Source organism: Halomonas sp. PBN3, assembly GCF_000475415.1.
In the GTDB taxonomy this organism is placed as follows: Bacteria; Pseudomonadota; Gammaproteobacteria; order Pseudomonadales; family Halomonadaceae; genus Halomonas; species Halomonas shengliensis.
In genome coordinates, this window is the sequence record NZ_AXCA01000199.1 from 1 (window position 1) to 12,901 (window position 12,901).

A 12,901-nucleotide genomic window follows, 5' to 3' on the forward strand; every position below is an offset into this window, starting at 1 on the left:
ACTCCATCCCATTGCTACCGACGCCCTGCTTCGCTCTCGCGTCCCGCTCCGCTTGCAGGTCCGGTGCTGGCCATCCATGGCCAGCCCGTTCGGAGCAGTGCTCCTCACCCCTGGCGTAGGACCTCCCCTGCGGCTTGTCCCCGGCGCTCCTCGCTATTGCGCGTTGCGAAAGCCATAAGGCATCAGCCAATTCGGTAGGAGGCGGGCAGCTCGGCGAGCAGGCCGCGGCCGCCGGCCAGCGTCAGGGCCAGGTCGTGCAGGCCATCCTGCACCGGCAGGGCGGCGCCCCCCTTGATCGCCAGGTCGAGGCGCTGGGCGAAGAGCAGCAGCTTGTGCAGCCGCTTCACCGGCAGGCGACCGAGGGCCTGCTGATAGGCGGGGCGGCGTTTCTCGAAGATGCTGGGTTTCTGGGCCTTGCAGGCGTGGTCGAAGCTCTGCCCCTGGTCGAGATGCTGATGCAGCGAGAGCAGGGTGCGCAGCTCGCGAGTCAGGGCCCACAGCACGATGGGGGGCTCCACGCCTTCGCCGGCGAGGCCGGCCATGATGCGAGCGACCCGCGAGCGTTCGCCCTTGAGGCAGGCATCCACCAGGGTGAAGACGTCGAAGCGGGCGCTGTCCTCCACGCCACCGGCGACCTCGCGCGGCGTGACCCGGGCCCCCTGGGGCAGCAGCAGGGCGAGCTTCTGCAGCTCCTGGTCGGCGGCCAGCAGGTTGCCCTCGGTGCGCTCGCCGAGCAGGCGTGCGGCGTCCAGGTCGAGGTTGAGGCCGTGGCGGCTCGCCCGGTCGCGCAGCCAGAAGCCCAGCCGCGAGAGGTCCACCGGCCACACCGGCACGAACAGGCCGACCTTGTCGAGGGCCTGGAACCAGGCGCTCTTCTGCTGGCGGAAGTCGAGCTTGCCCATCGCCAGCAGCAGCACGTCGTCGCGCTCCCGGATGCCGTCGGCGTAGGCCTTCAGCGCCTTGGCGCCCTCCTGCCCGAGGTTACTACCGGCCAGGCGCAGCTCGATCAGCCGGGCGCTGGCGAACAGCGACAGGCTGGCGGCGGCCTCGTGCAGCCGGCCCCAGGCGAAGTTGCCCTCCACGTGGAGGATCTCGCGCTCCTCGATGCCACGCTCGCGCGCCTTGGCGCGCACGGCATCGCAGGCCTCCATGTGCTGCAGCGGCTCCTCGCCGGCCACGATCACCACCGGGGGCAGCTTCCTGGCCAACGCCTCGGGAAGCTTGTCGGGAAAGACCTTCACCGGCTAGCGTCCCAGCGCGCGCAGGCGGTCGAGGAGGCGGTCGGCGGCCTCATCGAGCAGCTCGTCGCGGCTCTCCTCGCGGCGGGTATCGCGATTGAGCAGGTCGCCATCGTCCACGCTGTCGCGACGGCTCACGGTGAGGCGCTGCTGGTCGAGCAGGTAGGCGCCGTCGTCGCGCTGCACCGAGTAGGGGACGGTGAGGCTCAGCTCCTCGTCCCGCGGCCCCGAGTCGAGCACGCTCAGCCGACGGTTCTCGAACGCCGGTTCGCCGAGGTTCAGCGTCAGCGCGGCGCCCTCGTGGACCCGGGTGCCGGCGGCCTGCAGGCGGCGGCGGAGCCGGCGTGCCAGGTCGCTGTCGGGACCGGCGAGGCGGACCTCGGCCAGCGGAGGGCTGGCATCGTCGAGGCCGCGCAGGCGAAAGCCGCAGCCGGCGAGGGTGAGGCCGGCGGTGCCGGCCAGGGTGAAGCGCAGGAAGTCACGCCGTTGCATCTTGGCTCTCCTTGGCCGGCAGGGCTCAGCCCACCACGATGTTGACCAGCTTGCCGGGCACCACGATCACCTTGCGTACCGTCTTGCCCTCGGTGTGGCGTTGCACGTTCTCGGCCGCGAAGGCCTGGGCCTCGATGGCCGCCTTGTCGGCATCCGCCTCGACCTCGATGCGTGCCCGCAGCTTGCCGTTGACCTGCACCACCAGTTCGATGGTGTCGCGGGCCAGGGCGGACTCGTCCACCGCGGGCCAGCGGGCGTCGATCACCGGCTCGGCGTGGCCCAGCGCCGTCCACAGGGCGTGACAGGCGTGGGGAGTGATGGGGGCGAGCAGCAGCACGCAGGCCTCCACCGCCTCGCGTGCCACCGCCAGCCCCTGGGGCGAGGCATCGTCGAAGCGGCCCAGGGCATTGGTCAGCTCCATCACCGCGGCGATGGCGGTGTTGAAGGTGGTGCGCCGGCCGATGTCGTCGCCGGCCTTCCTGATGGTCTCGTGGGTCTTGCGGCGCAGCTCGCGCTGGGGCTCGGAGAGCGCCTCGCTGTCCAGCGCGGCGGGCTCGCCGGCGGCGAGGTGGTCGCCGACCAGGCGCCACAGGCGCTTGAGGAAGCGGTGGGCGCCCTCGACGCCGGCGTCGGACCACTCCAGGGACTGCTCCGGCGGGGCGGCGAACATCATGAACAGGCGCACGGTATCGGCGCCGAAGCGGTCGATCATCGACTGGGGATCGACGCCGTTGTTCTTGGACTTCGACATCTTCTCGATGCCGCCCATCTCCACCGGCTGGCCATCTTCGATGAGCACGGCGCTCACCGGGCGGCCCTTGTCGTCGCGCCTGACCTTGACGTCGGCGGGGTTGAACCACTGCTTGGCGCCGTTGGGCAGTTCCCGGTAGAAGGTCTCGGCGATCACCATGCCCTGGGTGAGCAGGCGCTGGAAGGGCTCGTCCACCTCGACCAGGCCGAGGTCACGCATCAGCTTGGTGAAGAAGCGCGCGTAGAGCAGGTGCAGGATGGCGTGCTCGATGCCACCGATGTAGAGGTCCACCGGCAGCCAGTGGTTGGCCCGCTCGTCGAGCATCGCCTCGGGGTTGTCGGCGCAGCAGAAGCGCGCGAAGTACCAGGAGGACTCCATGAAGGTGTCGAAGGTGTCGGTCTCGCGCACCCAGCCGTCGCCGAGGTCATAGAACTCCGGCATGCGCTTGAGGGGCGAGCCGGTGGCATCCACGGTGACCTCCATGGGCAGCGCCACCGGCAGCTCCGCATCGGAGAGCGGCACGGTCTGGCCCTCGGGGCCGTACTTGACCGGGATCGGCGCGCCCCAGTAGCGCTGCCGGGCCACGCCCCAGTCGCGCAGGCGGTAGTTGGTCTTGACCTCGCCGCGGCCCTGCTCGGCGAGCCGGGTGGCGATAGCATCGAAGGCCGCCTCGAAGTCGAGGCCGTCGAACTCGCCGGAGTGGATCAGGGTACCGTGCTCTTCGAAGGCGCCGGCGGAGAGGTCCGGGGCCTGGCCGCTGGCGTCGGCGATCACCGGCTCGATGGGCAGGCCGTACTTGGTGGCGAACTCCCAGTCGCGCTGGTCGTGGGCCGGCACTGCCATGACGGCGCCGGTGCCGAACTCCATCAGCACGAAGTTGGCGACAAAGACCGGCACCTCACGCCCGGTGAGCGGGTGCACCGCGACATGGCCGGTGGGCATGCCCTTCTTCTCGCGGGTGGCGAGCTCAGCCTCCGAGGTGCCGCCCTGGGCGCACTCCTCGCGGAAGGCGGCCAGCTCGGCGTTGCCTTCGGCGGCCTGCCGGGCCAGCGGGTGGTCGGCGGCCACCGCCACGTAGGTGACCCCCATCAGGGTATCGGGGCGGGTGGTGTAGACCGAGAGCGGCTCGGCGGCGCCGCCGTCGGCGTCTTTGATGTCGAAGGTCAGCTCCACGCCACGCGACTTGCCGATCCAGTTGCGCTGCATGGTCTTGACCTGCTCGGGCCACTCGATGCGCTCGAGGTCGGCGAGCAGCTCCTCGGCGTAATCGGTGATGCGCAGGAACCACAGCGGGATCTCCTTGCGCTCCACCAGGGCGCCTGAGCGCCAGCCGCGGCCGTCGATCACCTGCTCGTTGGCGAGCACCGTCTGGTCCACCGGGTCCCAGTTGACCGTGGACATCTTCTTGTAGACCAGCCCCTTCTCCACCAGCCTGGCGAAGAACCACTGCTCCCAGCGGTAGTAGTCGACGTCACAGGTGGCGAATTCGCGGCTCCAGTCATAGGCGAAGCCCAGCGCCTTGAGCTGGTTGCGCATGTAGTCGATGTTGGCGTAGGTCCACTCGGCGGGCGGCACCTGGTTCTGGATGGCGGCGTTCTCGGCGGGCATGCCGAAGGCGTCCCAGCCCATGGGCTGCAACACGTTGCGGCCCTGCATGCGCTGGTAACGGGAGACCACGTCGCCGATGGTGTAGTTGCGCACGTGCCCCATGTGCAGCTTGCCGCTGGGGTAGGGGAACATCGACAGGCAGTAGAACTTCTCGCGGCTGGCGTCCTCCACCGCCTTGAAGCACTGGTTCTTCTCCCAGAACTGCTGGGCGTCGCGTTCGATCTCTTGGGGCTTGTACTGTGCGTCCATCGCTTTCAACGGGTACCTTGGGGGTCGAGGCGTCGCGGCCGGGCGCGCGCCGGAATGGCTTGTCCGGCATCAAGCGGCCTGCGCATGCGGGCGACAAGGCGTTGAACTGCCGGCAGGAAGTCGTCTAAATGGTAGGCAGAGGATACCCCAGCACGGCGGCACCCGGCTACGCCCGGCCCCGCCGCCCATCGAACGGACCAGGAGGCAGCATGAGCGAGTCGCACAAGGAACACGAGGAGCACCGGCTGCGCGAGGGCTATGAGCGCGTGCTCGACAGGCTTCGCGAGGGGGCCAATGAGCTCACCTGGGACAACCTGCAGAAGGAGCTGGACGACGCCGTGGAGTTCGAGTCCGAGCTGGAGGAGTTCACCAGGGACGAGCTTGCCCTGCTGCGCGCCTGGGTGGAGCGTGACCTCAAGGACATGCGGCGCTACCTCAGCGCCGGCGGCGAGGGAGTGGCGGCCTGGCTGGGCATCGACCTCTCGGCGCTGTCGCGCAAGGTCAGCGAGTCGCTGCTCTCCATCGCCGACCGCAGCGTGGTGGAGCGGGAGCGCTTCGAGGAGGATCTCGAGGCGGCACGCGCCGACTACTGCGAGGGCGAGATGGCGGTGCCCGGCCGACTGGCCTGCGTACACTGCGATGCCGAGGTGGAACTGCCCGAGATGACCCGCATCGAACCCTGTCACCAGTGCGGACATCGCTACTTCCGGCGGGTGTCCCGCTAACGCCGCGGTGGTCCCAAGGGATGGGCTGTCAGCGTCGGCAGCCCATCCGCATGCAAAAGTCGCTATGTACCTGTCGCAGGGCGGTCTCGGTGAGGCGGCCGAAGTGCTTGGCGACAAGGGATTCGTTCAGCGTGTAGACCTTGCCAGTGCGGACCCAGCTCGGTTTGGGCAGTTGACCTTGCTGCATGTGTGACGGGTCGAGAGCGACGGCTTGGGTATGCTGCTGGCGGGAAGTGATGGCAAGGCATAGGAAGTCGCCTCTCTCGTCCGGCGCGCCCAACAGCACCACGGGCCGTCGTTTATGACTGGTAAGGTCTGTGTAGGGAAACGGGATCAGGACGATATCGCCCGGCTCAAGCGTCATTCCATACCTCGTCTTCGGTGTTGTCCCAGTCGTTCGCGAGGCTGGCCTGCTGAGCCGCCATGAAGTTCTTCTGCTGCTCATTCTCCAGACGCTCGCGCAGGAAGTGCGCGAAGTCGAGGACCTCCTGCTGGCGGTCTTGAGGAAGGAGGCGTAGCTCTTCGATGATCTTCTCGGCAGTATCCATTTGGCATCTCTCCCCAGGCGTCGTAGACACTTTTTGAGTATATCACCTGGTGCGCGGGCGACTTTCCTAGAGCCACGCATCCAGCAGCACGATGCCGCCCACTACCAGCGCGGAGAGGGCGGCGGCGTAGCCCAGGTTGTGGCGCATCATGCGTCCGCCGCCGATGCCGTAGCGCCCCTGCAGCGAGAGGTTGATGCCGGAGAGCGGCCCCACGCTGGTGCCCACCGCCCAGGCGGCCAGGGCGACGAAGGCGAACAGGGTGTGGCGGTCGCCGGCGAGCTCCAGCATCGAGGCGAGCACCGAGACCCCGATGATGGGATGCAGCCCGGCGATGGCGCTGGCGACGATGGCCAGGAAGCTCAGCGCCGCCTGGGGGGCGCCGAAATGTGCGAACAGCCGCCACTGCCCGCCGGTGGCGGCGTCGATGAAGGTGGAGAGCCCCAGGGTCAGCAGGCCGGCGCACAGGAACAGCGAGATCTCGCCGCGCATCGCCGGCAGCCGTTCCAGGGCGTGGGCGCGCACCCGTCGCAGGGTCCAGCGCGGGCCGTAGCGCAGGTTGCTGGCCAGCGCCACGCCGGGCATCAGGAAGGTGATGATGCCGACGATGGAGAGTCCCGGTGTCAGGCCGTAGTGGAACCCTAGTACCAGCGCGGCCATCCCCACCGGCATCAGCAGGCTTCTCGGCGACAGCGAGTAGCCGGGCACGGCGTCGAGGTCGAAGCGTCGAGACAGGTCCAGCAGCGAGAGCGTTCCCGCCGCGAGGCCCAGCGGCAGGCCGAGGAGCAGGATGCGGGTGTAGTCCATCCCCGGCGCCAGGGTCATCACCACCCCCATGGAGGCGAAGAAGGGCGACCACAGCGCGGCACTGGAGAGGCCGCGGTTGAGCGCCAGCAGCTGGGGCAGCGAGAGCTCGCCGTGGCGGCGCAGGCGGTCGCCCACCATGAACACCGTGGAGAGGTTGAGGATGGCGCCCAGCAGATGAACGCCGAGCCAGGTGCCGGCGGTGCCGCGCCGGCCGGTGACCGCGCTGCCCGGCGGCGGGGCGTGGCCGCGGTGAGTGCCGATCAGGCCGATGAAGCTCACCCCCACCAGCATGGCCACCACGTAGCTGTTGTTGTCCAGCAGGTGGGTCCAGGCGATCTCAGCGTCGAAGGCCAGGGCGGCGACGAGCAGCAGCCCGAGCCCCAGCCCCGCCAGGACCGTCGCCTGGCGGCGGTTGCCGCGGCGCAGGTCCGGCCACAGTAGCAGGGTGGCCAGCCAGAAGGCCAGGCTCACCGCGGGTAGCGCCACCGGCAGCCCGGCCAGGCGCAGCACCTGAAGCCCCAGGCCGGCTAGGATCAGGGTGCCGGCGAGGGCGTGGCGCAGAGGTGTCGGCGAAGCGTCCGAGGCGGGCAAGGGGTAGTCTCCTGATGGGGAAATAAGCAGTCTAACCAACTTCTCCCGGGGACGTCTTCGCCGCCGGCTCGCGCGCCGCCTCCAGCGCCTCGAGCATCGCCCGTGCCGCGTTGGAGAGGGTGCGGCTGCGGTGTACCAGGTAGCCGAGCGGGCGGTGGATCGACGGGTGGTCGATGGCCAGCTCATGCAGCTCGCCTGCCACCAGGCGCTCCGGCAGCAGGCTCCAGCCCAGGCCGATGGCGGTCATCATCTTCAGCGTCTCCAGGTAGTTGGTGGAGAGCGCCACCGGCAGTCGCAGCCCCGCCGCGGCGAAGCGTGACTCGATCAGCCCGCGGGTGAAGGTCAGCGGCCCCGGCAGCACGGCATCGAAGGCGCACAGCTCGGCGAGCGCCAGCGGGCCGCGCCGGGCCAAGGGGTGGTCGGGGGCGCAGACGAAACAGAGGCGGTCGATCCACACCGGTACCGCCAGCAGCTGCGGGTCGGGGTGGGGCGCCAGGGTCACCACCGCCATCTCCAGCGCGCCGTCCAGCACCCCCTGGTAGGCCTCCTCGGAGTCGAGGAAGTGCAGGTCCAGGCGCACCTCGGGGTGCTCCCGGGTATAGCGGCGCAGCAGCGGGGGCAGGCGGTGCAGGCCGATATGGTGGCTGGTGGCCAGCGTCAGGCTGCCCGCCACGCTGCCCTCGAGGTTGCTCAGCGCGCGGCGGCTGTCGTCCACCATCACCAGGATCTGGCGCGCCCGGGGCAGCAGTACGCGCCCGGCCTCGGTCAGCCCGACCCGCCGGCCGATGCGGTCGAACAGCCGGGCATCGATCTGGTTCTCCAGGGCAGCGATGCGCTTGCTCACCGCCGGCTGGGTAAGGTGTAGCTGCTCCGCCGCCCGGGAGAAGCTGCCGCTCTCCGCCACCGCCAGGAAGGCCTGCAGGCTCTGGGTATCCATGGTGCCTCCCTTTTGGATTCTTATATGGAATGCAATCCATAAATAACATGAATTGATTTTATGGGCGAGGGGCGGGAAACTTGTGCCAAGCGGCCAAGCGGCCAAGCGGCCAAGCGGCCAAGCGGCCAAGCGGCCAAGCGGCCAAGCGGCCAAGCGGCCAGGGCATGAGTGACAAGTAAAAAGTGGCAAGTGGTGATGTGCCACTTGCTACTTTCGACTTTCTACTTGACCCCATGCAAGCCACCTTTCGTGGCCTCCGCTTGCTAGGCCCATCCAGCATGATGACAAACCGGACACGCACAGGGCCCAGGGCCCGGGAGAATGCAATGGCAGGCCAGACACTCTACGACAAGCTGTGGTCGCAGCACCTCGTCAAGGAGCGCGACGACGGCACCGCGCTGATCTACATCGATCGCCAGCTGCTTCACGAGGTGACCTCGCCCCAGGCCTTCGAGGGCCTGCGCCTGGCGGGTCGCAAGCCGTGGCGCCTGGACGCCAACCTGGCGACCCCGGACCACAACGTGCCCACCACCGTGAAGGAGCGCGCCGAGGGCAATGCCGGGATCAAGGACCCGGTGTCGCTGATCCAGGTGCAGACCCTCGACGACAACTGCGTCGAGTTCGGCATCGAGGAGTTCAGGATCAACGACCCGCGCCAGGGCATCGTCCACGTGGTGGGCCCGGAGCAGGGCGCGACCCTGCCGGGCATGACCGTGGTCTGTGGCGACTCGCATACCGCCACCCACGGCGCCTTCGCGGCCCTGGCCCACGGCATCGGTACCTCCGAGGTGGAGCACGTGCTTGCCACCCAGTGCCTGCTGGCCCAGAAGATGAAGAACATGCAGGTGCGCGTCGAGGGCGAGCTCGGTACCGGCGTCACCGCCAAGGACGTGGTGCTGGCCATCATCGGCCGCATCGGCACCGCCGGCGGCACCGGCTACGCCATCGAGTTCGCCGGCAGCGCCATCCAGGGCCTCTCCATGGAGGGCCGCATGACGGTGTGCAACATGGCCATCGAGGCCGGCGCCCGGGTCGGCCTGATCGCCGTGGATGACACCACCATCGACTACCTGCGCGACCGCCACTACGCCCCCACGGGCGAGCAGTGGGACGCCGCGGTGGCCGACTGGCGCAACCTGGTCTCCGACGCCGACGCCGCTTTCGACAAGGTGGTGACCCTGGATGCCGCCGAGATCGAGCCCCAGGTCAGCTGGGGCACCAGCCCCGAGATGGTCACCGGCGTCTCCGGCGAGGTGCCCGACCCCGCCGAGCAGGATGACGACACCGTGCGCAACGGCTATGCCCGTGCCCTTCAGTACATGGGGCTGGCGCCTAAGCAGAAGATCACCGATATCCACCTCGACAAGGTCTTTATCGGCTCCTGCACCAACTCGCGCATCGAGGACCTGCGCGAGGCGGCCAAGGTGGCCCGCGGCAAGAAGGTGGCCGACTCCATCAAGCTGGCCATGGTGGTGCCGGGCTCGGGCCTGGTGAAGCGCCAGGCCGAGGCCGAGGGTCTCGACAAGGTGTTCATCGAGGCGGGCTTCGAGTGGCGCGAGCCGGGCTGCTCCATGTGCCTGGCCATGAACGCCGACAAGCTGGGCGCCGGCGAGCACTGTGCCTCCACCTCCAACCGTAACTTCGAGGGTCGCCAGGGCTACGGCGGTCGCACCCACCTGGTGAGCCCGGCGATGGCCGCCGCCGCCGCCATCGCCGGCCACTTCGTGGATGTCCGCCAGCTGGCTGCCAACGACGACGCCCAGGCGCAGGAGGCCTGACCATGAAGAAGTTCGAACGCATCGACGGCCTCGTCGCCCCCCTCGACCGGGCCAACGTCGACACCGACCTGATCATCCCCAAGCAGTTCCTGAAGTCGATCAAGCGCACCGGCTTCGGCGTCAACCTGTTCGACGAGCTGCGTTACCTGGACGAGGGCTATCCGGGCCAGGACTGCTCCAAGCGGCCGCTGAACCCCGACTTCGTGCTCAACCAGCCCCGCTACCAGGGCGCCAGCGTGTTGCTGGCGCGGCGCAACTTCGGCTGCGGCAGCTCACGGGAGCACGCCCCCTGGGCGCTGGAGGACTTCGGCTTCCGGGTGGTGATCGCCCCCAGCTTCGCCGACATCTTCTACAACAACGCCTTCAAGAATGGCCTGCTGCTGGTGACCCTGCCCGAGGAGACGGTGGAGCGACTGTTTCAGGAAGTCGCGGCCAACGAGGGCTACGCCCTGGACGTGGACCTCGAGAATCAGCGCATCACCACGCCCTCCGGCGAGGTCATCGAGTTTGAGGTGGACCCCTTCCGCAAGCACTGTCTGCTCGAGGGACTCGACGACATCGGCATCACCCTGCAGGACGAGGACGCCATCCGCGCCTTCGAGGCCAAGCATCGCGCCGCGCGGCCCTGGCTGTTTCGCGATAGCGCTTAACAAGGACGAAACATGACGCAGAAGATACTGGTACTGCCGGGTGACGGCATCGGTCCCGAGATCACCGCCCAGGCCAGCCGCATCCTGGCGGCCTGCCAGGCCCGCGGCCTCGACGTCGAGGTCGAGGAGGGGCTGCTGGGCGGCGCCGCCTACGACGTGCATGGCGAACCGCTGCCCGCCGAGACCCTGGAGAAGGCCAAGGCCGCCCGCGGCATCCTGCTGGGCGCGGTGGGGGGGGCCAAGTGGGACAGGATCGAGGACCTCGCCAAGCGCCCCGAGAAGGGGCTGCTCGGCGTGCGCAAGCAGCTCGGCCTGTTCGGCAACCTGCGCCCGGCGATCACCTATCCGCAGCTGGCCGAGGCCTCGAGCCTCAAGCGCGAGCTGGTTGCCGGCCTCGACATCATGATCGTGCGCGAGCTCACCGGCGGCATCTACTTCGGCCAGCCCCGCGGCATCGAGGAGCGTGACGGCGAGCGCGTCGGCTTCAACACCTACGTCTACTCCGAGAGCGAGATCGAGCGCATCGGTCGTGTGGCCTTCGAGATGGCCCAGAAGCGTGGCAAGAAGCTCTGCTCCGTGGACAAGGCCAACGTGCTCGAGGTCACCATACTGTGGCGCGAGGTGATGGAGCGCCTGGCGCCGGAGTACCCGGACGTCGAGCTCTCCCATATGTACGTCGATAACGCCGCCATGCAGCTGGTGCGCGCGCCCAAGCAGTTCGACGTGGTGGTCACCGGCAACATGTTCGGCGACATCCTCTCCGACGCCGCGGCCATGCTCACCGGCTCCATCGGCATGCTGCCCTCCGCCTCGCTCAACGAGAGCGGCCAGGGCATGTACGAGCCCTGCCACGGCAGCGCCCCGGACATCGCCGGCCAGAACGTCGCCAACCCGCTCGCCACCATCCTCTCGGTGGCGATGATGCTGCGCTACTCCCTCGATGCCCCGGCCCTGGCCCGGCAGATCGAGGAGGCGGTCGGCAAGGTGCTGGATGACGGCCTGAGAACCGCCGATATTGCCTCCGAGGGGACGCGCACCGTCTCCACCCGCGAGATGGGTGACGCCGTGCTGGCCGCCTTCGAGGCGCTCTGAGGGCCTTCGGCCAGCCGTAAGCGACAAGGAGCAAGCTTCAAGGGAGTCCTTGGCTTGCTCCTTTGTCGTTGGAGGTCATGATGCTTTGCGGCTTGCGGCTTGCGGCTTGCGGCTTGCGGCTTGCGGCTTGCGGCTCGGCGCTTGCCGCGGCTTTCTGTATAATGCTTGCCACACTCGATTTCTGGAGGACTTCACATGTTGAAAGTCGGTTTCGTCGGTTGGCGCGGCATGGTCGGTTCGGTGCTGATGCAGCGCATGGTGGAAGAGGATGACTTCAAGGGCATCGAGCCGGTCTTCTTCACCACCTCCCAGGTCGGCCAGGCCGGTCCCGACGTGGGTGTGGACGTGCCTCCGCTCAAGGATGCCTTCGACCTGGAGGCCCTCAAGGCGCTGGACGTCATCGTCACCTGCCAGGGGGGCGACTACACCAAGAAGGTCTATGGCGACCTGCGCCAGGCCGGCTGGAAGGGCTACTGGATCGACGCCGCCAGCACCCTGCGCATGGAGGATGACGCCACCATCATCCTGGACCCGGTCAACCGCCACGTCATCGATGCCCAGCTGGCCCGCGGGGCGAAGACCTTCGTCGGCGGCAACTGCACCGTCAGCCTGATGCTGATGGGCCTAGGTGGCCTGTTCGAGGCGGACCTGATCGAGTGGATGACCTCCATGACCTACCAGGCCGCCTCCGGCTCCGGCGCCAAGCACATGCGCGAGCTGCTCAACCAGATGGGCGGCCTGCGCGACAGCGTGGCCGACGAGCTGGCCGACCCCGCCAGCGCCATCCTCGATATCGACCGCAAGGTCACCGCGGCGATGCGTTCGGGCGAGTTTCCCACCGACAACTTCGGTGCCCCCCTGGCCGGCAGCCTGCTGCCGTGGATCGACACCAAGCTCGACAACGGCCAGAGCCGCGAGGAGTGGAAGGGCAGCGTGGAGACCAACAAGATCCTCGGCCTCCAGGACAACCCGATCCCCATCGATGGCCTCTGCGTGCGCATCGGCGCCATGCGCTCCCACAGCCAGGCCTTCACCATCAAGCTCAAGAAGGACGTCCCCATCGACGAGATCGAGGATCGTCTGGCCAAGCACAACGACTGGGTCAAGGTGATCCCCAACGAGAAGGAGGCCACCATCGCCGACCTCACCCCGGCGGCGGTGACCGGTACCCTCAGCGTGCCGGTGGGTCGCCTGCGCAAGCTGGCCATGGGCGGCGAGTACCTCTCCGCCTTCAGCGTCGGCGACCAGCTGCTGTGGGGGGCCGCCGAGCCGCTCAAGCGCATGATCGCGATCCTCAAGCAGCAGTAATCGGCGGAACCGCCGGACCGTTGCGGCGGGGTGCCTCCTTGGGGAGGCGCCCCGCCTTGCGTTGGGACCTCCGTCGTCGATTCGCTTGTTCTGGATCAATGGCTTACGTTGAATAAATAAGGTAATCCCC

12 protein-coding genes are annotated in these 12,901 nt (G+C 68.4%); 5 read left to right on the forward strand and 7 right to left on the reverse strand.

What is annotated here, in order from left to right; genetic code table 11:
• Positions 1-182: 182 nt before the first annotated feature.
• From holA to leuS, 3 genes are read right to left on the reverse strand one after another with little or no spacing between them, the layout of a single operon-like run.
• Complete coding sequence (gene holA / locus Q673_RS33345) at positions 183-1,241, reverse strand: DNA polymerase III subunit delta (protein WP_031218655.1); 1,059 nt, start codon at positions 1,239-1,241, stop codon at positions 183-185.
• Positions 1,242-1,244: 3 nt separating this feature from the next.
• A complete protein-coding gene (locus Q673_RS33350) occupies positions 1,245-1,730 on the reverse strand; it encodes an LPS-assembly lipoprotein LptE (protein WP_023007126.1) in 486 nt (161 codons plus the stop codon).
• Positions 1,731-1,755: 25 nt separating this feature from the next.
• Positions 1,756-4,338 (reverse strand): leucine--tRNA ligase, encoded by a 2,583-nt coding sequence (leuS, locus tag Q673_RS33355; RefSeq protein WP_023007127.1) that lies wholly within the window; start codon positions 4,336-4,338, stop codon positions 1,756-1,758.
• Positions 4,339-4,547: 209 nt separating this feature from the next.
• Between leuS and Q673_RS33360 the strand changes: the two genes are divergently transcribed.
• Complete coding sequence (locus tag Q673_RS33360; RefSeq protein ID WP_023007128.1) at positions 4,548-5,063, forward strand: zinc ribbon-containing protein; 516 nt, start codon at positions 4,548-4,550, stop codon at positions 5,061-5,063.
• A gap of 28 nt (positions 5,064-5,091) precedes the next feature.
• Here Q673_RS33360 and Q673_RS33365 read toward each other — a convergent pair whose 3' ends face one another.
• The 4 genes from Q673_RS33365 to Q673_RS33380 all read right to left on the reverse strand — a co-directional run bounded on the left by Q673_RS33365 (position 5,092) and on the right by Q673_RS33380 (position 7,943).
• Positions 5,092-5,427: a type II toxin-antitoxin system PemK/MazF family toxin gene (locus Q673_RS33365; RefSeq protein ID WP_023007129.1), complete on the reverse strand. Its 336-nt coding sequence runs from the start codon at positions 5,425-5,427 to the stop codon at positions 5,092-5,094.
• Positions 5,417-5,611, reverse strand: coding sequence for a DUF2281 domain-containing protein (locus tag Q673_RS33370; protein ID WP_023007130.1), 195 nt, complete (start codon positions 5,609-5,611; stop codon positions 5,417-5,419). Before Q673_RS33370 ends, Q673_RS33365 begins: the two co-directional genes overlap by 11 nt.
• A 66-nt stretch (positions 5,612-5,677) precedes the next feature.
• Positions 5,678-7,006, reverse strand: a complete 1,329-nt coding sequence (locus Q673_RS33375; RefSeq protein WP_023007131.1) for a hypothetical protein — start codon at positions 7,004-7,006, stop codon at positions 5,678-5,680.
• Between the two features lie 31 nt (positions 7,007-7,037).
• Positions 7,038-7,943 (reverse strand): LysR family transcriptional regulator, encoded by a 906-nt coding sequence (locus Q673_RS33380; protein WP_023007132.1) that lies wholly within the window; start codon positions 7,941-7,943, stop codon positions 7,038-7,040.
• Positions 7,944-8,269: 326 nt separating this feature from the next.
• Between Q673_RS33380 and leuC the strand changes: the two genes are divergently transcribed.
• The 4 genes from leuC (at position 8,270) to asd (ending at position 12,771) form a co-directional block, all read left to right on the forward strand.
• On the forward strand, positions 8,270-9,721 hold the full coding sequence (gene leuC, locus Q673_RS33385; protein ID WP_023007133.1) for a 3-isopropylmalate dehydratase large subunit: 1,452 nt from the start codon (positions 8,270-8,272) through the stop codon (positions 9,719-9,721).
• Positions 9,722-9,723: 2 nt separating this feature from the next.
• Complete coding sequence (gene leuD / locus Q673_RS33390; protein WP_023007134.1) at positions 9,724-10,371, forward strand: 3-isopropylmalate dehydratase small subunit; 648 nt, start codon at positions 9,724-9,726, stop codon at positions 10,369-10,371.
• A gap of 12 nt (positions 10,372-10,383) precedes the next feature.
• On the forward strand, positions 10,384-11,463 hold the full coding sequence (leuB, locus tag Q673_RS33395; RefSeq protein ID WP_023007135.1) for a 3-isopropylmalate dehydrogenase: 1,080 nt from the start codon (positions 10,384-10,386) through the stop codon (positions 11,461-11,463).
• A gap of 195 nt (positions 11,464-11,658) precedes the next feature.
• Positions 11,659-12,771 carry an aspartate-semialdehyde dehydrogenase gene (gene asd, locus Q673_RS33400; protein ID WP_023007136.1) on the forward strand — a complete coding sequence of 371 codons (1,113 nt, stop codon included), beginning with the start codon at positions 11,659-11,661 and terminating at the stop codon, positions 12,769-12,771.
• Positions 12,772-12,901 lie beyond the last annotated feature (130 nt).

Coding starts and splice junctions, on each gene's coding strand:
- asd (WP_023007136.1), top strand. CDS start 11,659: ATGTTGAAAGTCGGTTTCGTCGGTTGGCGCGGCATGGTCGGTTCGGTG.
- leuC (WP_023007133.1), top strand. CDS start 8,270: ATGGCAGGCCAGACACTCTACGACAAGCTGTGGTCGCAGCACCTCGTC.
- Q673_RS33370 (WP_023007130.1), bottom strand. CDS start 5,611: ATGGATACTGCCGAGAAGATCATCGAAGAGCTACGCCTCCTTCCTCAA.
- Q673_RS33360 (WP_023007128.1), top strand. CDS start 4,548: ATGAGCGAGTCGCACAAGGAACACGAGGAGCACCGGCTGCGCGAGGGC.
- Q673_RS33365 (WP_023007129.1), bottom strand. CDS start 5,427: ATGACGCTTGAGCCGGGCGATATCGTCCTGATCCCGTTTCCCTACACA.
- leuB (WP_023007135.1), top strand. CDS start 10,384: ATGACGCAGAAGATACTGGTACTGCCGGGTGACGGCATCGGTCCCGAG.
- Q673_RS33380 (WP_023007132.1), bottom strand. CDS start 7,943: ATGGATACCCAGAGCCTGCAGGCCTTCCTGGCGGTGGCGGAGAGCGGC.
- leuD (WP_023007134.1), top strand. CDS start 9,724: ATGAAGAAGTTCGAACGCATCGACGGCCTCGTCGCCCCCCTCGACCGG.
- Q673_RS33350 (WP_023007126.1), bottom strand. CDS start 1,730: ATGCAACGGCGTGACTTCCTGCGCTTCACCCTGGCCGGCACCGCCGGC.
- leuS (WP_023007127.1), bottom strand. CDS start 4,338: ATGGACGCACAGTACAAGCCCCAAGAGATCGAACGCGACGCCCAGCAG.